We start from the raw sequence: 24,409 nt of genomic DNA, 5'->3' as shown, positions 1-24,409 counted from the left end.
CTACAGCCCCAACTCTTCGAGCACCGCGGCGACCTCGGCGCGGCCGTCGGCGTCCAGGCCGCGCAGGGGGAGGGGGAGGTTGTGGAGTGGGGTGAGGGCGAGGTGGGCGGCTGCGGCGGCCACGACGCGGAGGGAGCCGTACCGGGCGAAGAGGTCCCACAGCGGCTGGAGCCGCTCGGACTCCGCGCGGGCGCGGTCGGTGTCGCCGGACCGGGCGGCGCGGGTGAGGGCCAGGGCGGGTTCGGGGAAGGTGCCCGCGAGCACCGAATACCAGGCGTCGCACCCGGCGTTCAGCCCGGTCGCGGCGAAGGCGTCGCCGCTGACGCCCACGGTCACCGTGTCGGGCAGGAGTTGCCGTAGCCGCTGGAGGCGGGCGTGGGCGGCCGGGGGGTCGGCCGGGACGCCGGGGATCTTGATGGAGGCCACGCGGGGCAGCGCGGCCACCCGCGCGTACAGCTCGTCGGTGAAGGTGAAGTGGGTGGTGCCGGGGTTGTCGTAGACGACGAGCGGGACGGAGAGGTGCGCCGAGACGTCCTCGTAGAGCCCGAACACGTCGTCGTCGGTGAGCCGCTGATACGACATCGGCGCCAGCAGCACCCCGGCCGCGCCCGCGTTCTGCGCGTCCTCGGCGACTTCCAGTACGTGGCGGGTGCGCAGCGCGCCGATGCCCACGATGACCGGGGTTCCGTCGGCGTGTTCCACGGCGATGCGGGCCGCGCGGGCGCGCTCCTCGCGGGTGAGGTAGGCGTACGACCCCGTGGAGCCCAGCGCTCCGATCGAGTCGACTCCTGCGGTGGCGAGCCGGTGGACGAGGGCGGCGAGCGCCTTCTCGTCGATGCGGTCATCGGTGATCGGGGTGAGGGGGAAGGCGCTCAGGCCGGTGAACATCAGCCGCTCCTGGTCAGTGCGAGGCATCGCGCAGCCAGGTCAGCACCTGGTCGGCGTGCTCGTTCGGCGGGAAGACGGGATAGAAGACGTGCTCGATCACGCCGTCGCGGATGATCAGCGTGAGCCGCTTGTAGAGCGTCAGCCCGCTGACGTCGAACGTCGGCAGGTCCAGCGCCCGGGCCAGGCTCCGCGTCGGGTCGGAGAGCATGTCGAACGGCAGGTGGAGCCGTTCGACGACCTCGCGCTGATAGTCGGTGTCCTGGCTGGACAGGCCGAATACCCGGACCGCGCCCGCGGCCAGCAGCTCCTGGTAGTGGTCGCGGAAGCCGCAGGCTTCGGGGGTACAGCCGCGGGCGCCGGGGATCGTGTCCCACCCCTCGGGCAGGTCGGTGCCCGGGCGGCCGGTGAGGGGGTAGACGTACAGCACCGTCCGGCCCGGGCCGAGGGCGTCGAGGCGGATCGTCGTATCGCCGGTGGTGGTGCGCAGTTCCAGGGGCGGCAGCTTCGTGCCGGGCAGGTGGGCGGTCGCGCCGTCGTCCTCGGGGACGGGCAGGTGGGCGGGCAGGCTGAGGTAGTCGTTCATCGGGGAGTCGTTCATCGGGTGTGCTCCTTCGTCGGCCGGTGGGGCCGGGGAGACACGGCTGTTGCGGTGGGCGGCCTTCTGGAGGTGCGCGATCAGCGCCGTACGGCGGGCCGTGAGCCCCGCGATGCGCTGCGACAGCTCGTCGATCGCCTGCCGGTACCCGGCCAGCGACGCCGGGCAGTCGTCGGCGTGCCGGTGGCCGACCGCCAGGCAGTCCAGGAACGGCCGGGTGCGCTCCGCGGGAATCCCCAGGGCGCTGAGCGCCCGGATCTCGCGGGCGAGCCGTACGTCGTGCTCGGCGTAGTCCCGGTAGCCGTTGGCCAGCCGCCCCGGCGTCAGCAGCCCCAGCGACTCGTAGTAGCGCGCCGCTTTGGTCGTCACGCCCGCCCGGCGGGCCAGCTCACCGATCCGCATGTCTCTCACCTCGATGAACGCTAAACCTTGCCCCTGAGAGTAAGGTCAAGCTCCACGGCGCTTGACCATGACACCGTGTGAGGCCGTGGACTGAGAGACGTCATGTTCACCATCGGAGATTTCGCCCGGCACGGGCGGGTGTCGGTCCGGATGCTGCGCCACTACGACGCGACCGGACTGCTGCACCCCGCCCGGGTCGATCCCGCCACCGGATACCGGTATTACACCGCCGCCCAGCTGGCCCGGCTCAACCGCATCATCGCCCTCAAAGACCTCGGCTTCACCCTTCAGCAGGTCCGGGAGATCCTGGAGGAGAAGGTCACCACCGAGGAACTGCGGACCATGCTGCGGGTGCGGCGGGCCGACCTGGAGGCCGCGATGACGGCCGCGGCGGCGCGGCTGGTGCGGGTCGAGGCGAGGCTCCGGTCGATCGAGAGCGAGGGACAGATGTCCTCCAACGACGTCGCAGTGAAGAGCCTGCCGGGCGTGCGCATCGCCGAACTGACCGGTGTGGCCCCGGGGTTCGACGCCATCGGACCGGTCATCCAGCCGCTGTACGGGGAACTGCTGCCGCGCCTGGCGGCGGCGGGCATCGCGCCGACCGGGCCCGGCGTCGCGTACTACGAGGACGCGCCGGAGGGCGGTGTCCTCATCCACGCCGGGATCGAGGTCGCGGCCCCGGTTCAGGACGTCGACGGCCTGCGGGTCGTGGACCTGCCGCCGGTCGACCAGGCGGCGACGATCGTCCACCGGGGTTCGATGGAGACGGTCCTGCCGACCATCCAGACCCTGGGCCGCTGGATCGAGGCCAACGGCTACCGCTCGGCCGGGTACCCGCGGGAGATCTACCTGGAGTGCCCGGACGACCACGACGAGTGGGTGACGGAACTCCAGGAGCCGATCACGGCTGCCGTGGTGTCTCAGCCGGTGTGAAGGACCCGGAAGCGACCGGGTTCCGCTTCCGCCGGATCCCGGTCGACGACCTGGACGGGCGGCCCGGCCCATTGCCACACGCTGATGTCCGGCGTGCGGGAGAACTGGATCCGCCCGCGGGTGCCTTCGACCGCGACGCTCGGCCATGATGCGGCGATGCGCGCCCGGTCCGTGCCGTGGGAACGCAGCACATCGGCGAGGACGGTGACCGTGTCGTAGCCCTCGTACGCGACGAAGGAGGGCGCTGCGGCCAGCCGCTCGCGCAGGGCCGTCTCGACTCGTTCGCCGAGTGGGGTGAGGCGCTCGGGGAGGTAGCGCAGGAACGGGACCGCGGCGCCGTCGTCGCCCAGCAGCGCCGCCCATTCGGCGAACTCCGGCTGCCCGGCCGGAGCACCGATCATGGTCTCGGCGAGCCGCTGGTCGCGGCGGACGGCTGTGACGATCGGCACGGCCGGCTCCGGGTGGCCGACCAGGAGAAGGAGGGCCGTCGCGCGGTGGGCGGCGAGTTCGTCGCACACGGCCGCGGGGGTGAGCGCGCTCATGTCGAGTTCGATGACGGTGCCGCCGCGTGGCGCGACGTAGTCCCGCAGAATGCGGGTCCCGGCTGCCCAGTAGACACTCGGCTGGGCTGCCACGGCGATGCGGCTGTGGCCCGCGCCGAGGAGGAAGTCCGCGTAGATCCGCCAGCCGCGGGACTGCGGCGGGGAGAGGCGCGCGACCCAGTCCGTCGGCTGGTCGGTGAGCGCGTCGAGAACCGATGACGAGCAGAGGAACGGCAGGCCGAGGGCGTCTGCCCTGGTGGCAGCGGCGCGCGCGACGACGCTGTGATACTCCCCCGCCAGGGCGGCCACGCCCAAGCGAGCCAACTCATCCACGGCCGCCGCGGCCTTCTGTGGATCGGCCGCGGTGTCCCGGACCACCAGCTCCAGTGGTCGTCCGCCGATCCCACCGGCGTCGTTGACGTCGGATGCGGCCAACTCCAGTCCGGCGAGCAGGTGGTGGCCTGCCTCGATCCAGCCGGGCCGGGTGAGCGGAACGAGAGCGCCGATCTGGACGGATGAGCCGTCATCTCGCCGTGGTGGGCGTGCCTGGGTGACCATGCCGGTCATTGCATCCACCGCCCTCGCCGGCGGCAACCGATTATTCGTTCGCCCTGTGGCTCTTGAGGTTCGCCTTCTTCACCTTGTTTCCGCAGGTCGCCATGGAGCACCAGCGTCGTCGCCGTCCGCGGCTGGTGTCCAGGAAGAGCCCTCCGCAGGTGCGCTGCTCGCAGCGCTTGATCACGCCGTCGCCGTGGCTGCCGCCGTCGCCGTGGCCGTCGTTGTGGTGCGCGCCGAGCGTCGCCACGGCGTCGACGGCGACGACGGCCAGCGCCGCGCGGGCGGGGTCGCTGTCCGGGAGCCGCCACCGGGCCCGCCCGCCGGTGAGGACCAGGCGCGCCCGGTGACGTGCGGTCCAGCGGTTGAGCAGGTCCTCGTCCGCCGGGTCCGGCACGTCGTCGGCGGCGACGGCGGTACCGGCCCGGTGGATGGCCTCGCGCAGTTCGCGGGCGTCCCGCAGCAGGGCGTCGGAGACCGGCATGTCCGCGCTGCCCAGCTCGTTGGCGACGAGCCAGGCCCGGAGCCGGTCCGGGGTGGGGATCCGCTCCACCGCTGCGTCGCCGCGCCGCTCGCTGAGGGTGGCGACGAAGCGGAACGCCAGGATCTCGTTGCCGAGCCGGAAGCCTCCGGCGGTAGGTGAACCGGTCATGGTGGTTCATCCTACGCCCTCCCGGTTCCGTGAGGGCAGCGCTTGACGCCCGGCGAAAGAACCGGCTTAATCGGCTCTAGCGAACCAGTTTAAATGGTTCACGAGAGCGACGCGCCGAGTGCGAGGAGAAGCGCGCATGACCACCACCGGCACCACTGCCACGACCACCACCGGCACGACCACCGCCCCCCGCCCGCTCACCGGATTCGGCACCGTGAGCGGTGTCCCCTGGCTCCCCGACGGCTTCGCGGACGTCTTCGAGAGCACCCTGGTCCGCGTCGGTGACGTCGACCTGCACACCGTGCAGGGCGGCGCCGGGCGGCCGCTGCTCCTCGTCGGCGGCTGGCCGCAGAACTGGTACGTGTGGCGCCACGTCATGCCGCGCCTCGCGGAACACTTCCGCGTCGTCGCCGTCGACCCGCGCGGCGTCGGACCGTCGGACAAGCCCCGCGACGGATACGACACCGGCACCGTGGCGGCCGAACTCGTCGCCCTCATGCGGGTGCTCGGCCACGAACGCTTCGCGATGGCCGGACACGACGTCGGCATGTGGATCGGCTACGCCCTCGCCGCCGACCACGGCGCCGCGGTCGAACGCCTCGCCCTGCTCGACGCCATGATCCCCGGCCTCGCCCCCGACATCCCCGTCTTCGGCCCCGAGGCGCAGAACGACATGCTGTGGCACTTCGCCTTCAACCGGAAGCGCGGCCTCAACGAACAGCTCGTCCGCGGCCGCGAGCACCTCTACTACGGCGACCAGTTCCGTACGAAGGCCGCGCGGCCACTGCCGGACTCAGCCGTCGGCTTCTACGTCGAAACCCTCGCCCGCGACCCCGAGGCGCTGCGCGCCAGCTTCGAGTACTACCGGGCGACGGACGACAACATCGCCCAGAACGAGCGGCGCAAGCAGCACCCGCTCCCCATGCCCGTCCTCGGCGTCGCCGGAGCCCGCAGCCAGGGCGAACGCCTCGCCGCCCTGCTCGGCCCGGTGACCGAACGGCTCGACAGCGTCGTGCTCCCGGAGTGCGGGCACTACGTCCCCGAGGAGAGCCCGGACGCGCTGCTCGAGCACTTGCTGCCCTTTCTCCGCGCTTAGACCGGGCGGGCCGCGCCCGCGAAGGGCATCTGGTCGATCGGGGCCACCCGGACCGGGGCGCCGGGGCGCGGGGCGTGGATCATCAGGCCGTTGCCGATGTAGAGGCCGACATGGCTGACGCCGGAGTAGAAGAAGACCAGGTCACCGGGGGCCAGTTCGCCGCGCGCGATGCGGCGGCCCGCGTTGATCTGGGTGTAGGTGGTACGCGGCAGGGACACCCCGGCGGCGCGCCACGCGGCCTGGGTCAGGCCCGAACAGTCGTAGCCGTACGGCCCGGTCGCGCCCCAGACGTACGGCTTGCCGAGCGCCTCGTACGCGAAGGAGATGGCGCGGGCCGCCCGGCCGCCCGTCCGGGCGGGGGCGCCGTGCCGGGGCGTCGACGCGGTACGGGCGTCCTGGGCGGTACGCGCGTCCTGGGCGGCGCGGAGGCGGTCGCGCTGGGCGTGGGTCAGCTTGGCCAGCAGCGCGTCGGCCGCGGCCAGCTTGTCCTGGACCGCGTGTTTGTGGCGGGACGCGGCGGCCTGCGCGGCACGCAGCGTACGGAGCCGGTCGGCCGCCTCGCCCCGGACCCGGCGCAGCGACCGCTCCTCGCGGGTGATGCGCGCGATCGTCACCGCCTGGCGGTCGCCCGCGCGGTCGGCGAGCGAGGCGCGCTGGAGGTACTGGCCGGGGGAGGAGGACAGGGCCAGCTGGAGGGCGGGGGCGACGGTGCCGGAGCGGTACTGGGCGGCGGCGAAGGCGCCGAGGGCGTTGCGCGCCGTGTTGAGGCGGGCGGTGCGGCGGGTGGCCTCGTCGCGTAACCGGTGGAGGGACCGTTGTGCCTTCTCGGCCGCGGCCCGGGCGCCGTCGTACTTCTCGGTGGCCTCCTCCGCCTCCCGCTCGTACGCCTCGACCTTCGCCTTCACCTGCTCGGGCGTCAGACGGGGCTCGGCGTGCCCGATGCCCGGGAGGGCGGTCGCGGAGGCGGCGCCCGCGAGGGCGAGGGTCACGGCGGTGCGGAGGGTGGTGCCGGTGAGCGACGAGCGGTGCCGCTGCTTCGGCTTCGTGGGGGGCTGCGGCGCCACTGCGGCGATTCACCTTTCGTGGGGGGCGTGCTTCTTGGTGCTTCTGGGAGGGGAAGCTAGGCCGGTCGGCGGCGCGACGCGCTGAGATGAACGGAGGTGGACGGATTCGTCCCCCCGGTGGCGCCTGCTGATCGCGGGGACGGCGCGGGGTGGGCGGGATCGGGGCGGCTGTGACCGATGTGCCGATCGGGGTGTACCCGGGTGACTGGCGGTGATATGAGCGGCGCTAGTCTCCGGTGCCATGGACGTACTCATCAATGTGTTCGTCGGCCTGCACATCGTCGGCATCGCCGCCCTGCTGGGGGGCTTCCTCTCCCAGCTCTCGGCGATACGCGGGGACGGCGCGCGGATGACGCCGGGGATGCTGCACGGCGCGCTGACCATGCTGGTCACGGGCGCGGCACTGGTCGGGCTGAACCAGGCGGACGATCAGACCGTCAACAACGTCAAGATCGGCGTCAAGCTGGCGCTGCTGATCGTGATCCTGGGCCTGGTGTACGTGAAGCGGGACGAGGAGAAGGTGGAGCCCGCGGTCTTCGGCGCGGTCGGCGCGCTGACGACGGTGAACATCTTCATCGCCGTGCTCTGGACCTGACCCGCTGACGTCCCGTCCCCTGCCTGCTGGGCCAACCCGGGGGCGGGAAGGGGCGGAATGGGGGAAATCGCACCTGTAAGCGCAACCCGGCGCACTCTTCGACTGTCTTACCCGTCAAGGGCAAGCCCGGAGGGAGCGCGCAATGGGGGTAAAGGCAGGATTCGGGGCGTGGCGGGCATGGCGCCGCCGTACGGCGGTCGCCTTGGGCATGGCGGGCATGGTGGTGCCGCTGTCCGTCGCGCTCGGTACGGCACCGGCGCAGGCGGCGACGTCGTGCACGGCGGGCACCGGTCCGTATCAGAAGCAGGTCGAGAAGTTCCTCGGCCGTCCCGTCGACGGTCGGCAGTCCTCGGGGGACTGCCGGGCGACGCAGAGATTCCAGATCAACCACGGCATCAGCCCGACCATCGGCTACGCGGGCCCCGTCACCTGGGGCGTCATGAAGCTGATCAACGCGCAGAACGCGGCGGGCCGTAACCCCAACGCGGCGCGCAAGTGCCCCACCAACAAGGGCCGCATCGCCTGCGTCGACCTCAGCCGGCAGCTCAGCTGGGTGCAGGACGGTTCGCGGCTGGTGTTCGGGCCGGTGCCGGTGCGCACCGGGCGGGACAGGTACGAGACCCGCACCGGGCTGAAGAAGGTCTACTGGCGGAACAAGAACCACTGGTCGACGATCTACAACGTGGCCATGCCGTACAGCCAGTTCTTCGACGGCGGCCAGGCCTTCCACTCCATCGCGGGGAGCGTGTGGTCGCCGCCCGGCTCCCATGGCTGCGTCAACATGCGCTCCGGTGACGCGAAGAAGTACTGGAGCCTGTTGCGGAACGGCGACGACGTGTACGTGTACGGGCGCAAGCCGGGCACGTGATCCGGCCGGTGTGAGCAGCGGCTGCCCGTGCGGGGACGGGCAGCCGCACTGCGGCTACGCGGGCCGCACGCTCCCGTAGATCGGCATCTCGGTGATCGGCGCCTTCTTCACCACGTCCCCCGGCTTCGGCGCGTGGATCATCATCCCGTCGCCGATGTAGAGCCCGACGTGGCTGATGTCGTCGTAGAAGAAGACGAGATCACCGGGCTTGAGCTCGGAGGTCGAGACGCGCGTACCGACCTTCACCTGGTCCCACGTGGTGCGCGGCAGTGAGACCCCGGCGGCCTTCCAGGCGGCCTGGGTGAGCCCCGAGCAGTCGTAGGAGTTGGGTCCTGTCGCGCCCCAGACGTACGGCTTGCCGAGCTGGGACTCCGCGAAGTCGATCGCCTTGGCCGCCTTGGTGCTGTTCGAGGCGGTGGACGAGCCTGCCGAGCTGCTTCCGGAACCGGAAGAGGAACCGCCGCTCGACTGCTGCTCCTGTTCCTGCTGCTTCTGCTGGGCCGCGGCCTCCCGCTGCTTTTCAGCCAGCTCGGCCGCCTTGCGCCGCGCCTCCTCGGCCTTCTTCTTCTCGATCGCCGCCAGCCGCGCCTTCTCCTTGGCGGTCAGGTTCGCCAGCAGCCGGCGGGCCTGCGCGAGCTTGTCCTGGACGGACTTCTTCTTGGTCTTCAGCTCTCGCTGGGTCTCGGTCAGCGACTCCAGACTCCTGGCGGCCTCGCGGCGCTCCTTGGCGGCCTTCGCCGCCTGCGTCTGGAAGTCGTCGACCGCCCGCTTCTGCGAACCGGCCATCCGGTTCATCAGATGCGACTGGTCGAAGAGGTCCTGCGGGTCGTTGGAGAACAGCAGGCTCGCGGCGCTCGACGTCATGCCGCCGTTGCGGTACTGGGCCGCGGCGTAGGTGCCGAGCGTGCGGCGCGCCTCGTTGAGCTTCTCCGTGTTCTCGGCGACATCGTCCAGCAGCCGGTTGACCTTGGTGCGCTGCTGCTCGGAGCGCTCCTTGGCGGCGTTGTAGTGCTGGGTGGCGGTTTCCGCCTGGTGGTAGAGGGTGTCCACCTTCTCCTTGACCGCCTCGATCGACTGCGTGGTGCCGGGCTTCGGATCGCCCGGGGCGGCGTTCGCGGTCTGGGAGAGGAGGGTGACGGAGGCGAGGGCGGCGGTGGTGAATCCGACGGCCGTGCGGCGCCCGGTGGAGGAGGCGGCGGTGGGTATTCGGGTCCGCGGCTTGCGGTGCGACGCCAAGGGAGGCGACTCCTTCCGTGGACCGCCTACCGGGTTAGCTGTCGGGTTCGGGCGGTACGGAAGGTTGCCCTACGGCCTTGCGCGGGCGGGACGTCACGTCGTACATGCCGTACGTGTCGTACCGCAGCTCGGGCCGATTCACCCCGGTGTTGCGTTGTGGGTCCCCGGCTCCGGCTGCCTCGCGGCGCGACCGGACTCGGCGGAGGCCGCCCGGGCCGGCGCGGTTCGCCGACGGGTCTACGGGCCGCCTGGGGGAGGACGGTAGCCAACTCGTGGGGCTCCTGTGAAGGCTGGTGGTCGATATGCCCGAAACCGTTTCGTGACATCCATGCGTAGGCTGTCAGTGCGGCCGCCTAAACTCGGTGAGCGATGAGCAGCCTCTTTGATGACAGCTTCCTGGCGAGCCTCGGGCCTCCGGAGGAGGAGCCCCCGCCGCCCGAGGATTCCGCACACCCGGGCCACGGCGGCGGTTCGGACGGGTCGGACGGTTCAGGCGGCGAGGAGGTGCCGCACCACCTCTTCACGGGCGCATTCGACGCGCCGGTGCCGAGCGGGACCAGAGAGGCGTACTACCGGGACGGCGCGGCCCGCCCCGCCGTCGACCCGGCGGCGCTGCTGGAGGGGCTGAACGATCAGCAGCGGGCCGCCGTGGAGCACACCGGCTCGCCGCTGCTGATCGTCGCGGGCGCCGGGTCCGGCAAGACCCGGGTGCTCACCCACCGCATCGCGTATCTGCTCGGCACCCGCCATGTGCACCCCGGCCAGATCCTCGCCATCACCTTCACCAACAAGGCGGCGGGCGAGATGAAGGAGCGGGTCGAGGAGCTGGTCGGCCCACGGGCGAACGCGATGTGGGTGATGACCTTCCACAGCGCGTGCGTGCGCATCCTGCGCCGCGAGTCGAAGAAGCTGGGCTTCACCTCATCGTTCTCGATCTACGACGCGGCCGACTCGAAGCGGCTGATGGCGCTGGTGTGCCGGGATCTCGATCTCGACCCGAAGAAGTTCCCGCCGAAGTCGTTCAGCGCCAAGATCTCCAACCTGAAGAACGAGCTGATCGACGAGGAGACCTTCGCCGGTCAGGCAGCGGACGGCTTCGAGAAGACGCTCTCCGAGGCGTACGCGATGTACCAGTCGCGGCTGCGCGAGGCCAACGCCCTCGACTTCGACGACATCATCATGACCACGGTCAATCTGCTCCAGGCGTTCCCGGACGTCGCCGAGCACTACCGCCGCCGCTTCCGGCACGTCCTGGTCGACGAGTACCAGGACACCAACCACGCTCAGTACACGCTGGTGCGCGAGCTGGTGGGCAGGGACGAGGAGGAGGCCGGGGAGCTGTGCGTCGTGGGCGACGCCGACCAGTCGATCTACGCGTTCCGGGGCGCCACGATCCGTAACATCCTCCAGTTCGAGGAGGACTATCCGGACGCGCGGACGATCCTGCTGGAGCAGAACTACCGCTCCACGCAGACGATCCTGAGCGCGGCCAACGCCGTCATCGAGCGCAACGAGAACCGCCGACCGAAGAACCTGTGGACCGAGGCGGGCACCGGCGCCACCATCACCGGCTACGTCGCCGACACCGAGCACGACGAGGCCCAGTTCGTCGCCGACGAGATCGACCGGCTGACGGACGCGGGGGACGCCCGGGCCGGGGACGTCGCGGTCTTCTACCGCACCAACGCCCAGTCCCGTGTCTTCGAAGAGATCTTCATCCGGGTCGGGCTGCCGTACAAGGTCGTCGGCGGGGTCCGCTTCTACGAGCGCAAGGAGGTCCGCGACGTCCTCGCGTACCTGCGCGTGCTGGCCAACCCCGAGGACGCCGTACCGCTGCGCCGCATCATGAACGTGCCCAAGCGCGGCATCGGCGACCGCGCCGAAGCGATGATCGACGCGCTCGCCGCCCGCGAGAAGATCACCTTCCCGCAGGCGCTGCGCCGCGTCGACGAGGCGTACGGCATGGCGGCCCGCTCGGCGAACGCGGTCAAGCGGTTCAACACGCTCATGGAGGAGCTGCGGACCATCGTGGAGTCGGGCGCGGGCCCGGCGACCGTGCTGGAAGCCGTGCTGGAGCGCACCGGCTATCTGGCCGAGCTCCAGGCGTCCACCGATCCGCAGGACGAGACCCGCATCGAAAACCTCCAGGAGCTGGCCTCCGTGGCCCTGGAGTTCGAGCAGGACCGGGGCGAGGAGAACCCCGGCACGCTCGCGGACTTCCTGGAGCAGGTCGCGCTCGTCGCCGACTCCGACCAGATCCCCGACGAGGACGAGGAGGGCACCGGGGTCATCACGCTGATGACGCTGCACACGGCCAAGGGGCTGGAGTTCCCGGTCGTGTTCCTCAGCGGCATGGAGGACGGGGTCTTCCCGCACATGCGCGCCCTCGGCCAGACCAAGGAGCTGGAGGAGGAGCGGCGGCTGGCGTACGTCGGGATCACGCGCGCCCGCGAGCGGCTGTATCTGTCCCGGTCGACGATGCGCAGCGCCTGGGGCCAGCCCGCGTACAACCCGCCGTCCCGCTTCCTGGAGGAGATCCCCGACCAGTACGTGCAGTGGCGGCGCACCGGGCCCGCGACCCCGTCGGCGTCGATGGGTGCCATGTCGTCGGGCGGCGGGGCGGGGCTGTCGTCCGGGTTCTCGTCGTCGCGCTCGCGGTCCGGGTCTTCCGCGTCCGGTGCGTCCGGTTTCGCGACGCGGCGGGCGAAGGACCGCCCGGTGGTCTCCCTGACCATCGGGGACCGGGTGACGCACGACTCGTTCGGGCTCGGCACCGTGGTGGCGGTGAAGGGCACCGGGGACAACGCGGAGGCGACGATCGACTTCGGCGGCGAGAAGCCGAAGCGGCTGCTGCTGCGGTACGCGCCGGTCGAAAAGCTCTGACGCTGGCGTTGTTGTGCGCTTCTGCGCTTCTGCGCTTCTGTGCGGTGAGGGCGGTCAGTTGGGGTTGATGCCGTGGCTTTGCAGCCACGGCAGCGGGTCCACTGCCTCCCCGCCGCCCGGGTGCACCTCGAAGTGCAGGTGCGGGCCGGTGGAGTTGCCGGAACTCCCCGAGTAGGCCATGACGTCCCCGGCCTTGACGGTCCCGGAGCGGATCTTGGTGCTGCTGAGGTGGCAGTACCAGGTCTCCGTGCCGTCGGGAGCGGTCAATATGACCATGTTGCCGAAGGCGTCGTTCCACTGGGTGCGCACGGTGCCGTCGGTCGCCGCCATGACGGGCGTGCCCTCGCTGACCGGGAAGTCGATCCCGGAATGCAGCGACATCCAGTTGAGGCCCGCCTGGCCGAAAGTGGCGCTCAGCCCGTGCTGCTTCACCGGCAGCGCGAACTTGGGGCGCATCGCCTCCTTGCGCGCCGCCTCCGCGGCCTTGCGCTTCTTCTCGGCTTCCTGGCGCTCCTTGAGGTCGATCCGCTCCTGGGTACGGCTGGCGCGCTCCCGGAAGTCGTTGACGCCGTCGTCGACCCCGGCGAGCCGGGTGTCCATCTCGCTGTTGGCGACGGATGCCTTGACGGGCTGGGCGTCGGGGGCCGCCTGCGTGGTCGTGTCGTCCTTCTTGTCGCTGGACATGCTGCCGCTCACGGAGGCGGCGGCCACGGCGGTGACGCCGAGCGCGCAGACGGAGGGGACGGCGACGGTGAGGAGCGCGGAGCGCTTGGGGCGGGAGGGCGCGGTGCGGCGGCGGGCGCGGCCACCGGAGCGGGTGGCGGTGGCGGTGGTTGCGGAGGGCGGCGTGATGTCGGCGACGGGCTCGGGATCGAGGTCGGGGTCGGGGTGGGGTTCCGGCTCGGCCACGGCTTCGAAGACGGCGGTCTGCGCGGCGTGCTCCGCGTGCTCGCCCTGCTCGGCCTGCTCGAAGGGTGCCGTCCCGTCGTCGTACGGCGACTCGCCGTACTGCGACTCGTCGACGGTGGCGTAGGCCGAGGTATCCCAGAACTGGGTCTGCCCGGTGTCGACGCCGGAGGTGTCGTACGCGGCGTGCTGGCTGATGACCTCGTATTGCCCCGAGATGTCGTACGCGCCGGTGTCGTACTGCCCGGCGGTGTCGTACTGCCCGGTGTCGTACTGCCCCGTGTCGAACTGGCCCGTATCGAAGTGCCCCGTGTCGAAGTGGCCCGTATCGGCCTGTCCGGTATCGAACTGCCCCGTATCGAACTGCCCCGTGCCGGTGTCGTACTGCCCGTAGGTGTCGTACACGCCCGTCTCCCACTGCTGCTGAGGGGAGTGGGTGTCCCAGGCACCGGTGTCGTCCCAGGTACCGGCGTCCCAGTGGCCGCCGGTGTCGTCCTGCCGTTGGGTGGGTACGTCGGTGGGGAGCTGATAGCCGGAGGCGGCCCACATCGCGGTGGTGTCGTAGGCGCCGGTGTCGTACGCGGATCCGCCGCTCCACTGGGTCGCGTCGTACTGGCCGCTGTGCCCGCCGTGCGGGTCGCCCTGGCCGTCCCCGTAACTGCCTGGGAGGGAGCCGAAGAGGGGGTCGGCGGCCTCACCGTACGCGGCCCCGAGGTTGTCGAAGCTGCCGGTGGAGTAGCCGTCGTACCCGGCGTAACCGTGCGCTGTGTCCTGCTGCTGGCCGTAGGCCCCGTCATAGGAATACGAGGCGTCGGGAGCAGGGACGGTCGGGGTTGCCCCCGACGGGTGACGGTCGTTCACCACCAACCAACTTCTCTTTCGCCTCGGCTGCAGGAGAATTAGCGGCGACTGTACCCGGCGGTACGCGGGAGCGACAATCTTCAGCAAGTTTTGGGCATCACGGGAAAGGGCATTTGGACCTCTTTCGGTTGACTGTGCGCCCGCTCTTGGTCCGGCGTTCGACGGCTGTTCGGCAATTTTCGGCCGTATCAGGCGACCGAGAACGCGCCCGAAGTGTCCGCCTGCGCGGCATTGGCGGCGTCCAGCGCCTCCCGGATCCCGGTGGCGACGGCCGAGTGAACCGGTAGAGCGAGATGTCCCACACCGCTGACCCGGATGTTGCGAAAGATCAGATCTGGATGGTCTATGCGGGCGACTTCCGCGGGGATCATCAACTGATCCACATCACTCCAGAAAGAAACGAAACGCGTACGGCATTCGGGGGCAGGCTGCCTCAACTCCGTTATCACCTCGGAGTCCGGGCACATCTGACGCACGAGCGGATGTGCGGACAACAAGGGCGCGACGCGGGTGCCGGAGTGCGGGGTGCCCAGCGTGACCAGGGAGTGCACCCGCACATCGCCGCCCAGCCGCTGGACGTAGTAACGCGCGATCAGCCCGCCGAGGCTGTGGCCCACGATGTCGACCCGGCTGTGGCCGGTGCGGGCGCAGACGTCCTCGACATGGCGGGCCAGCAGCGCGGCGGCGGTGCGGAGGTCGCAGGTCAGCGGGGAGTAGTTGAGGGCCTCGACGTGCTGTCGGCCGTGACGGAGGAGGGAACGGCGCAGCAGCACGAAGACGGAACGGTTGTCGATGAAGCCGTGGAGGAGCAGCACGGGGCGTTGCCCTTGGAGGTCGGGTGGGGGTGTGGCGGGCGGACGCTCCTGCCGGAGGCCGGTGGGGTAGAGGAGGAGATGCCCGGCGAGAATCGCCAGATCGAGCGCCAGGGCCCGGACCCGACTGCCTTGATTGCTCTGCCTGTCTTGACTGAATACGAGGCCCACGGCGACCGCCCCCTTGTGCCCTTGCGCTGAGGGCAGCCGCGGCCGTGGCAGACCGCGCCGTCGCACCGCGACGCCATGCCCATGCCATGCCGCCGTCCATGCGGCTGCCGGGCTGCGCGGCGCGGTGCGACGGTCCCCGCTGCGGCTCCCCTTGGTGGTCGACCCGAGGTCGAACATGTCCCGGGTGTGATTTCCCCCTCGCCGCGCATCGCGAAACTGCCGGGTAGGGGATGCTTGCGGGAAGCTGGACATAACGTTCGTTCACGCGGATGCGCGCGCTAGGGCTTGGAGGCTGCGATGGGTGTGACCGGTCCGATCCGTGTGGTGGTGGCCAAGCCGGGCCTCGACGGCCATGATCGCGGCGCGAAGGTCATCGCCCGGGCGCTGCGCGACGCGGGCATGGAGGTCATCTACACCGGCCTCCACCAGACCCCCGAGCAGATCGTCGACACCGCGATCCAGGAGGACGCCGACGCGATCGGCCTCTCGATCCTCTCCGGTGCCCATATGACGCTCTTCGCCAAGGTGCTGGAGCTGCTGCGGGAACGCGAGGCGGAGGACATCAAGGTCTTCGGCGGCGGCATCATCCCCGAGGCGGACATTCCCCCGCTGAAGGAACAGGGCGTAGCGGAGATCTTCACCCCGGGCGCGACGACGACGTCGATCGTCGACTGGGTCCGCCAAAACGTCCGCCCCGTAGCCGCCTGACCCGAGGCCGCGCCCCAACCGGGGCCCGCCCCGCATCGCTCCCGCCGACCGGTGGACGCGAGCCGGGGCCCGGGGCGGAGCCCCGGTTTCGGGGAGGGGCGGGGTAGGGGAAGCCCCGGCCAACTCGGCTCGCATCGCTGCCCGCGTGCCCGTGCGACCCTGCCGACCGGCGCTTTCCTGCCGGGGCCAGGGGCTCGCCCGTGACCGGGGCCCGGGGCGGAGCCCCGGTTTCGGGGAGGGGCGGGGTAGGGGAAGCCCCGGCCAACTCGGCTCGCATCGCTGCCCGCGTGCCCGTGCGACCCCGCCGACCGGCGCTTTCCTGCCGGGGCCAGGGGCTCGCCCGTGACCGGGGCCCGGGGCGGAGCCCCGGTTTCGGGGAGGGGCGGGGTGGGGGAATCAGCCCCCGGCCAGTTCGGACCGCATCGCCGCCCGCAGCCTCAGCGTCCCCACCAACCGCTGGAACGCCTCCGACCAGTACCCACCGGCACCCGGCGCCGCGCCCTCCGGTTCGTCCGGCAGGGCGGTCAGCACCTCCAGGCGGTCCGCCTGGGCCGGGTCGAGGCAGCGCTCGGCCAGGCCCATGATCCCGCTGAAACTCCAGGGGTAGCTGCCCGCGTCCCGCGCGATGTCCAGCGCGTCCACGACCGCCCCGCCCAGCGGCTCGGCCCACGGCACCGCGCACACCCCCAGCAGCCGGAACGCGTCGGACAGCCCGTGGGAGGCGATGAAGTCGGCGACCCACTGCGCCCGTTCCTCCGGGGGCAGGGCGGACAGCAGCTTCGCCGGGTCCCGCCAGACCGCCGGGGCGGGCTCGCCCGCGGCGGCGGGGGGCGCGCCCGGGGAGCCGAGGAGCGCGCGCGACCACTCCGCGCTCCGCTGCCGCACGGCCGCCCGGCACCAGGCGGCGTGCAGGTCCCCCTTCCAGCCGTCGGCGACCGGCAGGGCCACGATCCGGTCCGCGTCCAGCCCGCCGAACCACTCGGACCAGCAGCTCAGCGGCGTGGCCTCCACCAGTTGGCTCAGCCACCAGGACCGTTCCCCCCGACCGGACGGCGGCTTGGGCACGACGCCGTCGCGCTGCATCCCGCTGTCGCATTGCGCCGGTGCGTCGACGGTGATCTGTCCGCCGTCCGGGGACAGGGAGACGCAGGCCGCGGACCGCTCCGCCATCCGCGCGGCGAACGCGGAACCGGGGAGCGCGGCCAGCAACTCGGCCGCGGTCGCCCGGACGTTCCGGCTGCGGTCGGACAGCGCCTGCTCCAGGAAGGGTTCATCGGAGGGCACGAGGTCGTCGCGGAGCGAGTCCAGGAACATCAGCCGGTCTTCCGCCCGCTCCGCGGACCAGGTGCCGCCGAGCAGGGCGAGCCCGGCCGCCGGGTCGCGGTGGCGGGTCCTGGCCAGCAGCGACACCCGCTCGGCGAACAGCCCCTCCTCCCACTGCCGCCGCACGTCGGCGTCGTCCGCGACGCCACCGCCCGACTCGGACGCGGGCGCCGTGCCCCGCCCGGGCGGCCCGCCTCGCAGGGCGAACTTCCAGTCCGGGTTGAGCCGGGCGAGCCACAGCGCCCGGGGCCCGCCGAGGGTGAGCGCATCGGGCCGCAGGTCGGTACGGGCCCGGGCCGCGTCGAGCAGGGTCGGGAGCAGTGCGTCGGGCGCGCGGTAGCCGTGCTGGTTGGCGAGGGCGAGCCACTGGGGCAGCAGCTCGGCCAGGTCGGGGGCGGAACGCGGCCCGCTGCGCCCGGGGGCCGAGCGGTCGGCCAGCAGCATCGCCAGCCGACTGCGGGCGGCAGGCGGGAGCGGCGGTCGCGGGTCCTCGGGCGCGGGGGCCGGGCCCGGCCGGGCGGGGGCGGGGCGCAGCCCGGCCCGCCGCCGTACGGTGCTGAGCGCGGCGGCGTCCAGCAGGGCGGACGGGGCGTCCTGCCCGGGGCGCACGGCGACGGGCGGGGTGCGGCGCTCGGTGCCGAGCAGGGCGGCGGCGACGAGGTCGTCCCACGACACGGCTGCGGGGGTGGGGGCGGATGCGGTGCTGGTCCTGGTCAACGCGTGCCTCCGTACGAGGTCGGGCCGGCGCCGATGCCGAGCGGGACGGGTTCCGGATCCCAGGTGGTGAGGGGCGTGATGCCGCGGTGCCCGCACTCGCCGAAGACGGTGACGGGGCGGCCGCCCGATATCGCCGCGAGCTGCCACAGGTTCGTACGGCCGAGGCACCTCGGATCGACGGGGAGCGCGGTCCCGGCCGCCTCGTCCGCCAGCTGCCATCCGTCGTCGCCGGGGACGGGCGTGACGCCGGAGAGCACGACGGGCCAGCCCTCCAGCCAGGGGTCGTCGCTCAGCGCCTCGCCGTAGGCGGCGAGCGCCGCGTCGATGCCGCCGCCGTCGGGCACCCCGGCGGGTGCCGGGACTTCCGTGGCCGCCCCGCCGTCCGCGCCGTCCGCGCTGCCCGCACCGCCCCCGCCGTCCGCGGCGGCCGCCGGGGCCCATCCGGGCGGCAGCGGAGGCGCGGCGGGCGGGTAGCGCGTGCCCAGCGCGGCCCGGAGTGGATGTGTGCCCGGGTAATAGGTGAGGTCCGCGTCGAGCACCAGACCGAGGGGCAGGGCCTGCTCGGGGGCCCGGCCCGCCGCGCCGAAGGACAGCAGCATCGCCATCCGGCCCGTGCCACGGCCGCGGAGCCAGATCCTCCGGGTGGTGAGCTTGCCGTCGCTGCTGTCCTCGCGGCCCAGGACGAGCCAGTGGTCCCGGACCGGCCGCCCGTGCGCGAGCAGCTCGGCCACCGGCACCGTGACGCCGACCCGGGAGCGCGTGGTGGCCGCCAGCTCCTCCGGCAGGCTGTCGAGGTGGAGGAAGCCCTGGTTGAGGAGGTGCGCCAGGGCGCATTCCTCCAGCAGCCGGGCCGGCCAGCCGGGGCCGGAGGAGGGGATCGTGCCCAGCTCCCGCACCCGTGCCTCCAGGCCGGGGGCCTGGGCGTCGACCATGCGGGCGGCCGTCTCGTCCCACGCCCCGTATCCGGCGCGGTCGGCCGTGGCCAGGCCGTCCCGCAGCAGGTCCGACAGCCGCTGCTCCAGCTCCGTGGCGCCCGCCGCGATGCGCTGGGCGCGCCGCTCGGCGCGGCGGCGGGCAGCGGCCGGATCGGCGGCGCCGCCCGGTCCCTTCCCCGCGCCTTCGACCCCCGCGCCGTCGTCCCCCGCCCCGCCGCCCCCCGCGGCTTCCGGGCCCGCGCCCCCGCTCGCGGCCGCCGCCGCGCTCCGCGCGCGCTCGCGCCGCTCGCCGAGCCACTGCCCGGCCCACTCGGGCGGCTCCCCGCCCTCCGGCACCCCCGCCCCGCCGGACCCCCACAGAAGCAGCAGCCCGAGCGCGTGCTTGCACGGGAACTTCCGGCTCGGGCAGCTGCACCGATACGCGGGGCCGTGCAGGTCGACCACCGTCCGGTACGGCTCGCTGCCGCTGCCCGCGCACAGCCCCCAGACCGCCTGGCCCCGCGCGCCCGTGCCGGACCACGACGCGGCCCCGGCGAGCTTGCCGCCCGCTTTGTGCGACGCGGTGTCAGGAGCCAGGGCCAGCACCTGTTCCGCCGTCCAGCGTTCCCCCTGCGGATTCATGTCTGCGACGGTACGCCCACCCACTGACAATGGCCCTGACCTGCGGGCCCGTTGACGTCGGGCAGGTTGCCGGGGCGGTTGTCAGTGGGGTGGTGCACAGTGAATTGCGCGTCCGGGAGCGGAACGAGCAACGAGTCGTGGGGGAGCTGTGACCGTCACTGTGTCCGGAACCAATTCACCTGAAATCACCGAGGGCGGCGAGGCCGTCGAGGTCCTCCGTCCGCACGCCGAGGACGCCTTCGCCGACGAGCTGAGCGCCCTGGCCGCCGCCGACGACCGCCCGCGCCCGGCCCGCTGGCGGCTGTCGCCGTGGGCCGTCGCCACGTATCTGCTCGGCGGGACGCTGCCGGACGGCACCGTGATCACGCCCAAGTACGTGGGCCCGCGCCGGATCGTCGAGGTCGCCGTCACCACGCTCGCCACCGACCGCGCCCTGCTGCTGCTCGGCGTCCCCGGCACGGCCAAGACCTGGGTCTCGGAGCACCTGGCGGCGGCGGTCAGCGGCGATTCGACGCTGCTGGTCCAGGGCACGGCCGGGACGCCCGAGGAAGCCATCCGCTACGGCTGGGACTATGCCCGGCTCCTCGCCCGGGGCCCGAGCCGTGACGCGCTCGTCCCGAGCCCCGTGATGCGGGCGATGGCGGACGGCATGACCGCGCGCGTGGAGGAGCTGACGCGCATCCCGGCCGATGTGCAGGACACCCTGATCACCGTCCTGTCCGAGAAGACCCTGCCGATCCCCGAGCTGGGGGAGGAGGTCCAGGCGGTCCGCGGCTTCAACCTCATCGCCACCGCCAACGACCGCGACCGCGGCGTCAACGAGTTGTCCAGCGCGCTGCGCCGCCGCTTCAACACGGTGGTGCTGCCGCTGCCCGCGACCCCGGAGGACGAGGTCGACATCGTCGCCCGCCGCGTCGCCCAGATCGGCCGCTCGCTGGACCTTCCCGAGGCCCCGGAGGGCGTGGAGGAGATCCGTCGCGTCGTCACCGTCTTCCGCGAGCTGCGCGAAGGCGTGACCGGCGACGGCCGTACGAAGCTCAAGTCGCCCTCCGGCACCCTGTCGACGGCGGAGGCCATCTCCGTGGTGACGAACGGGCTGGCGCTCGCCGCCCACTTCGGCGACGGCGTGCTGAGGGCCGATGACATGGCCGCGGGCATCCTGGGCGCGGTCGTCCGCGACCCGTCCGCCGACCGCGTCATCTGGCAGGAGTACCTGGAGGCGGTCGTCCGCGAGCGCGACGGCTGGAAGGACTTCTACCGCGCGTGCCGAGAGGTGAGCGCGTGAGGACAGCGGAGCCGATGCCGGTGGGCGGGCCCGCAGGGGCCCCCGAGACCGCCGAGGCCGCTGGGGTCATCGTGCCGGAGTGGCCGGTGTTGTTGGGGGTGCGGCATCACGGGCCCGGGTCGGCGCGGGCCGTGCGGGCGGCGCTCGACGAGTGCGAGCCCGGCGTCGTGCTCATCGAGGGCCCGCCGGAGGCGGACGCGCTGGTGCACCTCGCCGCCGACGAGGACATGCGCCCGCCCGTCGCGCTGCTCGCGCACGTGGCGAACGACCCGGGGCGCGCCGGGTTCTGGCCGCTGGCCGGGTTCTCGCCGGAGTGGGCGGCCATCCAGTGGGCGCTGGCCCGCGACGTGCCCGTACGGTTCATCGACCTCCCCGCCGCGAACTCCCTGGCCATGACCGCGAAGGGCGATGCGGACGCCCCGGAGCCCGGGAAGCCCGGGAAGCCCGGCGAGCCGGGTGACGCCGAGCGGGTGCGCGTCGATCCGCTCGCCGTCCTCGCCGAGGCCGCCGGGTACGAGGACCCGGAGCGCTGGTGGGAGGACGTCGTCGAGCACCGCAGCGTCGGCGGGACCGCGGCGTTCGCCGCCGTCGGCGAGGCCATGGGGGAGCTGCGGGCCGCGTACGGGCACGGCGGGCACGAGGACGACGCCGTCCGGGAGGCCCATATGCGGCTGCGGATGCACGCGGCGCGGCGCGAGTTCGGGGAGCGGGTCGCCGTCGTGTGCGGGGCCTGGCACGTACCGGCGCTGGCCGCCCGTTCCACGGTGACCGCCGACCGGAAGCTGCTCAGGGGGCTGCCGAAGGTCAAGGCCGAGATCAGCTGGGTGCCCTGGACGCACCGCCGACTGGCCCGGCACAGCGGCTACGGGGCGGGGATCGCCTCGCCCGGCTGGTACAGCCATCTCTTCCACGCTCCGGACCGGCCCCTGGAGCGCTGGCTCACCAAGGTCGCCGGGCTGCTCAGGGGCGAGGACTTCGTGGTGTCGTCCGCGCACGTCATCGAGGCCGTGCGGCTCGCCGAAACCCTCGCCGCCCTGCGCGGCCGCCCGCTCGCCGGGCTCGCCGAGACGACGGATGCCGTGCGGGCCGTCATGTGCGAGGGCTCGGACGTGCCGATCGCGCTGGTGCGGGACCGGCTCGTGGTCGGGGACGTGCTGGGCGAGGTCCCCGCGTCGGCACCCGCCGTACCGCTCCAGCAGGATCTGCGGCGCACCCAGCGCTCGCTGCGGCTGGCGCCCGAGGCCGCGGAGCGGGAGCTGGAGCTCGACCTGCGCAAGGACATGGACGCGGCGCGCAGCCGCCTGCTGCACCGGCTGCGGCTACTGGGGGTCGGCTGGGGCACCCCGGCGTCCTCGCGCGGCAGCACCGGCACGTTCCGCGAGACGTGGCGGCTGCGCTGGGAGCCGGAGTTGGCGGTGCGGGTCGCGGAGGCCGGGGTGTGGGGCACCACCGTGGTGTCCGCGGCCACCGCCAAGGCCGAGTCCGAGGCGCTGGGCGCCACGGCCCTCGCCGAGGTCACCGAGCTGGCCGAGCGCTGTCTGCTGGCCGCGCTCCCCGACGCCCTCCCCGTGGTGATGCGCGCGCTCGCCGACCGCGCCGCGCTCGACGCCGACGTGGGCCACCTCGCGCAGGCGCTGCCCGCCCTGGTGCGGTCGGTGCGGTACGGGGACGTGCGCGGCACCGACACCGCGGCGCTCGGCGAGGTCGCCGCGGGCCTGGCCGAGCGAATCCTCGTCGGGCTGCCGCCCGCCTGCGTGGGGCTCGACGCGGACGGTGCCGCCGACATGCTCCGCCACCTGGAGGCGGTGCACCGGGCGATCGGTCTCCTGCCGGAGCCCAAGCCGTCCGGACCGTCCGTGCCGTCCGGACCGTCCGTGCCGTCCGGACCGTCCGTGCCGTCCGGACCGTCTACGCCGTCCGGGCCGTCGGCCGACGACTCGCTGCGGGCGCGCTGGGCGGCCGTGCTGCGTGCCATCGCCGGGCGGGACGGCGCCCCGGCCACCCCGGGGCTGCTCCGCGGCCGGGCCGCGCGCCTGCTGCTGGACGACGGGAGGCTCGCCGAGGACGAGGCGGCCCGGCTGATGCGGCTCGCGCTCTCGCCCGGCACCGCACCGCCCGAAGCGGCCTCCTGGATCGAGGGGTTCATCGGCGGCGGCGCGGGCGGCGGCATGCTGCTCGTCCACGACGAACGGCTGCTCGGCCTCGTCGACGGCTGGCTCACCTCCGTACCCGCCGAGGCGTTCACGGACGTCCTGCCGCTGCTGCGGCGCACCTTCTCCGCGTACGACACCGGCGTCCGCCGCACCCTGGGCGAGCTGGTCCGCCGCGGTCCCGGGCCCGCGGCCGGTGAGGCGGGCGCCGAGGGCGGCGAGGGCGCGGCCCCCGCGGCGCCCGCCGCGCCCGGCTTCGGCGCCGGGCTCGACGCGGCTCGCGCGGCCGCCGTCGTACCGACCGTGCGGCTGCTGCTCGGCCTGGACCCCGCCCCTGACCACGACGACACCGCGGAGGCGGCCCGATGACGGACACCAGCACGGACACGGAAACCGGCGCGGACGCGGGCGACGAACGGCTGCGGCGCTGGCGTCTGGTGCTCGGCGGAGAGGGCGGCGACGGCACCGGCTGCTCCCTCAGCGGCACCGACGCCGCCATGGACCAGACGCTCGAAGCGCTCTACGGATCCGGGGGCGGCGACGGCCCCGGGGGTGCGGGCGTCGCCGCCGGAAGCGGCGGCGGCCCGGCGGGCGGCGGTGCCTCGCGGTCGGCCGGGCTCGGCGGCTCCGCGCCTCAGGTGGCGCGCTGGCTCGGTGACATCCGTACGTACTTCCCCACCTCCGTCGTCCAGGTCATGCAGCGCGACGCCATCGACCGGCTCGGCCTGTCGGCGCTGTTGCTGGAGCCCGAGATGCTGGAGGCCGTGGAGGCGGACGTGCATCTGGTGGGCACCCTGCTCTCGCTCAACAAGGCGATGCCGGAGACCACCAGGACCACGGCGCGTGCCGTCGTCCGCAAGGTCGTCGAGGAGCTGGAGAAGCGGCTCGCGACCCGCACCCGCGCGACCCTCACCGGCGCGCTCGACCGCTCCGCCCGGGTCAGTCGCCCCCGCCACCGGGACATCGACTGGAACCGCACCATCCGTGCCAACCTCAAGAACTACGTCCCCGAGCACCGCACGGTGGTCCCCGAGCGGCTGGTCGGTTACGGGCGGGCGGCGCGCGGGGTGAAGAAGGACGTCATCCTGTGCATCGACCAGTCGGGGTCGATGGCCGCGTCCGTGGTGTACGCCTCCGTCTTCGGCGCCGTGCTCGCCTCGATGCGGGCGATCGCCACCCGGCTCGTCGTCTTCGACACCGCCGTGGTGGACCTGACCGACGAGCTGGACGATCCGGTGGACGTCCTGTTCGGCACCCGGCTGGGCGGCGGCACCGACATCAACCGTGCGCTCGCGTACTGCCAGTCGCAGATCACCCGGCCCGCGGACACCGTCGTCGTGCTGATCAGCGACCTCTACGAGGGCGGCATACGCGACGAGATGCTGGGGCGGGTCGCCGCGATGAAGGCGTCCGGGGTGCAGTTCGTGGCGCTGCTGGCGCTGTCCGACGAGGGGGCGCCGAGCTACGACCGGGAGCACGCGGCGGCGCTCGCCGCGCTCGGCGCACCCGCCTTCGCCTGCACCCCCGATCTCTTCCCGGAGGTGATGGCGGCGGCCATCGAGCGGCGCCAACTGCCGATACCGGACATGGCGATGCATCAGTGACCATCCC

At 72.9% G+C, this 24,409-nt stretch carries 19 protein-coding genes and 1 riboswitch; of the genes, 9 read left to right on the top strand and 10 right to left on the bottom strand.

Translation table 11 applies throughout. The features are described 5' to 3' along the window. Together HYQ63_RS19030 and HYQ63_RS19025 are read right to left on the bottom strand one after the other, a co-directional pair. Positions 1–888, bottom strand: a complete 888-nt coding sequence (locus HYQ63_RS19030) for a dihydrodipicolinate synthase family protein (RefSeq protein WP_179935038.1) — start codon at positions 886–888, stop codon at positions 1–3. Between the two features lie 13 nt (positions 889–901). Next, positions 902–1,885: a redoxin family protein gene (locus tag HYQ63_RS19025; protein WP_179935037.1), complete on the bottom strand. Its 984-nt coding sequence runs from the start codon at positions 1,883–1,885 to the stop codon at positions 902–904. A 102-nt stretch (positions 1,886–1,987) separates the two neighbouring features. Between HYQ63_RS19025 and HYQ63_RS19020 the strand changes: the two genes are divergently transcribed. Next, entirely contained in the window at positions 1,988–2,818 is an 831-nt protein-coding gene (locus HYQ63_RS19020) for a MerR family transcriptional regulator (RefSeq protein ID WP_179935036.1), read from the top strand. Here HYQ63_RS19020 and HYQ63_RS19015 read toward each other — a convergent pair. Both HYQ63_RS19015 and HYQ63_RS19010 read right to left on the bottom strand, forming a co-directional pair. Beyond that, on the bottom strand, positions 2,806–3,927 hold the full coding sequence (locus HYQ63_RS19015) for an ABC transporter substrate-binding protein (RefSeq protein WP_179935035.1): 1,122 nt from the start codon (positions 3,925–3,927) through the stop codon (positions 2,806–2,808). The two genes, HYQ63_RS19020 and HYQ63_RS19015, sit on opposite strands and share 13 nt — an antisense overlap. A 31-nt stretch (positions 3,928–3,958) precedes the next feature. Continuing rightward, positions 3,959–4,567 carry an ABATE domain-containing protein gene (locus HYQ63_RS19010; RefSeq protein WP_179935034.1) on the bottom strand — a complete coding sequence of 203 codons (609 nt, stop codon included), beginning with the start codon at positions 4,565–4,567 and terminating at the stop codon, positions 3,959–3,961. A gap of 136 nt (positions 4,568–4,703) precedes the next feature. Between HYQ63_RS19010 and HYQ63_RS19005 the strand changes: the two genes are divergently transcribed. Beyond that, the gene (locus HYQ63_RS19005) at positions 4,704–5,663 is read left to right on the top strand and encodes an alpha/beta fold hydrolase (protein WP_179935033.1); all 960 of its coding nucleotides are present in this window, start codon (positions 4,704–4,706) and stop codon (positions 5,661–5,663) included. Here HYQ63_RS19005 and HYQ63_RS19000 read toward each other — a convergent pair. Next, complete coding sequence (locus HYQ63_RS19000) at positions 5,660–6,736, bottom strand: NlpC/P60 family protein (RefSeq protein ID WP_373689213.1); 1,077 nt, start codon at positions 6,734–6,736, stop codon at positions 5,660–5,662. The genes HYQ63_RS19005 and HYQ63_RS19000 overlap by 4 nt on opposite strands. Positions 6,737–6,968: 232 nt before the next feature. On the opposite strand from HYQ63_RS19000, the gene HYQ63_RS18995 reads away from it, so the two are divergent. Continuing rightward, a complete protein-coding gene (locus HYQ63_RS18995; RefSeq protein WP_179935031.1) occupies positions 6,969–7,322 on the top strand; it encodes a hypothetical protein in 354 nt (117 codons plus the stop codon). 142 nt (positions 7,323–7,464) lie between these two features. After that, positions 7,465–8,190, top strand: coding sequence for a L,D-transpeptidase (locus HYQ63_RS18990; protein WP_179935030.1), 726 nt, complete (start codon positions 7,465–7,467; stop codon positions 8,188–8,190). Positions 8,191–8,244: 54 nt separating this feature from the next. Here the strand turns inward: HYQ63_RS18990 and HYQ63_RS18985 are convergent, their stop codons facing one another. After that, a complete protein-coding gene (locus HYQ63_RS18985; RefSeq protein WP_179935029.1) occupies positions 8,245–9,426 on the bottom strand; it encodes a C40 family peptidase in 1,182 nt (393 codons plus the stop codon). Between the two features lie 7 nt (positions 9,427–9,433). Further along, a riboswitch (cyclic di-AMP (ydaO/yuaA leader) is annotated at positions 9,434–9,638 on the bottom strand. Between the two features lie 157 nt (positions 9,639–9,795). On the opposite strand from HYQ63_RS18985, the gene pcrA reads away from it, so the two are divergent. After that, entirely contained in the window at positions 9,796–12,309 is a 2,514-nt protein-coding gene (pcrA, locus tag HYQ63_RS18980) for a DNA helicase PcrA (RefSeq protein ID WP_179935028.1), read from the top strand. Positions 12,310–12,363: 54 nt separating this feature from the next. Here pcrA and HYQ63_RS18975 read toward each other — a convergent pair whose 3' ends face one another. Then, positions 12,364–14,076, bottom strand: coding sequence for a M23 family metallopeptidase (locus HYQ63_RS18975; RefSeq protein WP_179940279.1), 1,713 nt, complete (start codon positions 14,074–14,076; stop codon positions 12,364–12,366). A 188-nt stretch (positions 14,077–14,264) separates the two neighbouring features. Beyond that, a complete protein-coding gene (locus tag HYQ63_RS18970; RefSeq protein WP_179935027.1) occupies positions 14,265–15,059 on the bottom strand; it encodes a triacylglycerol lipase in 795 nt (264 codons plus the stop codon). 297 nt (positions 15,060–15,356) lie between these two features. On the opposite strand from HYQ63_RS18970, the gene HYQ63_RS18965 reads away from it, so the two are divergent. Further along, entirely contained in the window at positions 15,357–15,767 is a 411-nt protein-coding gene (locus HYQ63_RS18965; protein ID WP_063734934.1) for a cobalamin B12-binding domain-containing protein, read from the top strand. 396 nt (positions 15,768–16,163) lie between these two features. Here the strand turns inward: HYQ63_RS18965 and HYQ63_RS18960 are convergent, their stop codons facing one another. Beyond that, positions 16,164–17,807: a DUF5691 domain-containing protein gene (locus HYQ63_RS18960; RefSeq protein ID WP_179935026.1), complete on the bottom strand. Its 1,644-nt coding sequence runs from the start codon at positions 17,805–17,807 to the stop codon at positions 16,164–16,166. Then, the gene (locus HYQ63_RS18955; RefSeq protein ID WP_179935025.1) at positions 17,804–19,363 is read right to left on the bottom strand and encodes an SWIM zinc finger family protein; all 1,560 of its coding nucleotides are present in this window, start codon (positions 19,361–19,363) and stop codon (positions 17,804–17,806) included. Before HYQ63_RS18955 ends, HYQ63_RS18960 begins: the two co-directional genes overlap by 4 nt. Positions 19,364–19,511: 148 nt before the next feature. Between HYQ63_RS18955 and HYQ63_RS18950 the strand changes: the two genes are divergently transcribed. From HYQ63_RS18950 to HYQ63_RS18940, 3 genes are read left to right on the top strand one after another with little or no spacing between them, the layout of a single operon-like run. Then, positions 19,512–20,648, top strand: coding sequence for an AAA family ATPase (locus HYQ63_RS18950; protein WP_179935024.1), 1,137 nt, complete (start codon positions 19,512–19,514; stop codon positions 20,646–20,648). Between the two features lie 14 nt (positions 20,649–20,662). Further along, positions 20,663–23,167, top strand: coding sequence for a DUF5682 family protein (locus HYQ63_RS18945; protein ID WP_257232630.1), 2,505 nt, complete (start codon positions 20,663–20,665; stop codon positions 23,165–23,167). Next, a complete protein-coding gene (locus tag HYQ63_RS18940; RefSeq protein ID WP_179935023.1) occupies positions 23,164–24,402 on the top strand; it encodes a VWA domain-containing protein in 1,239 nt (412 codons plus the stop codon). Before HYQ63_RS18945 ends, HYQ63_RS18940 begins: the two co-directional genes overlap by 4 nt. Positions 24,403–24,409 lie beyond the last annotated feature (7 nt).

The sequence above is a fragment of the Streptomyces sp. Rer75 genome, assembly GCF_013414305.1.
GTDB classification, from domain to species: domain Bacteria; phylum Actinomycetota; class Actinomycetes; order Streptomycetales; family Streptomycetaceae; genus Streptomyces; species Streptomyces himastatinicus.
The sequence above is the reverse complement of the archived record's forward strand: the minus strand, read 5'-3'. Positions and strand labels throughout refer to the sequence as shown.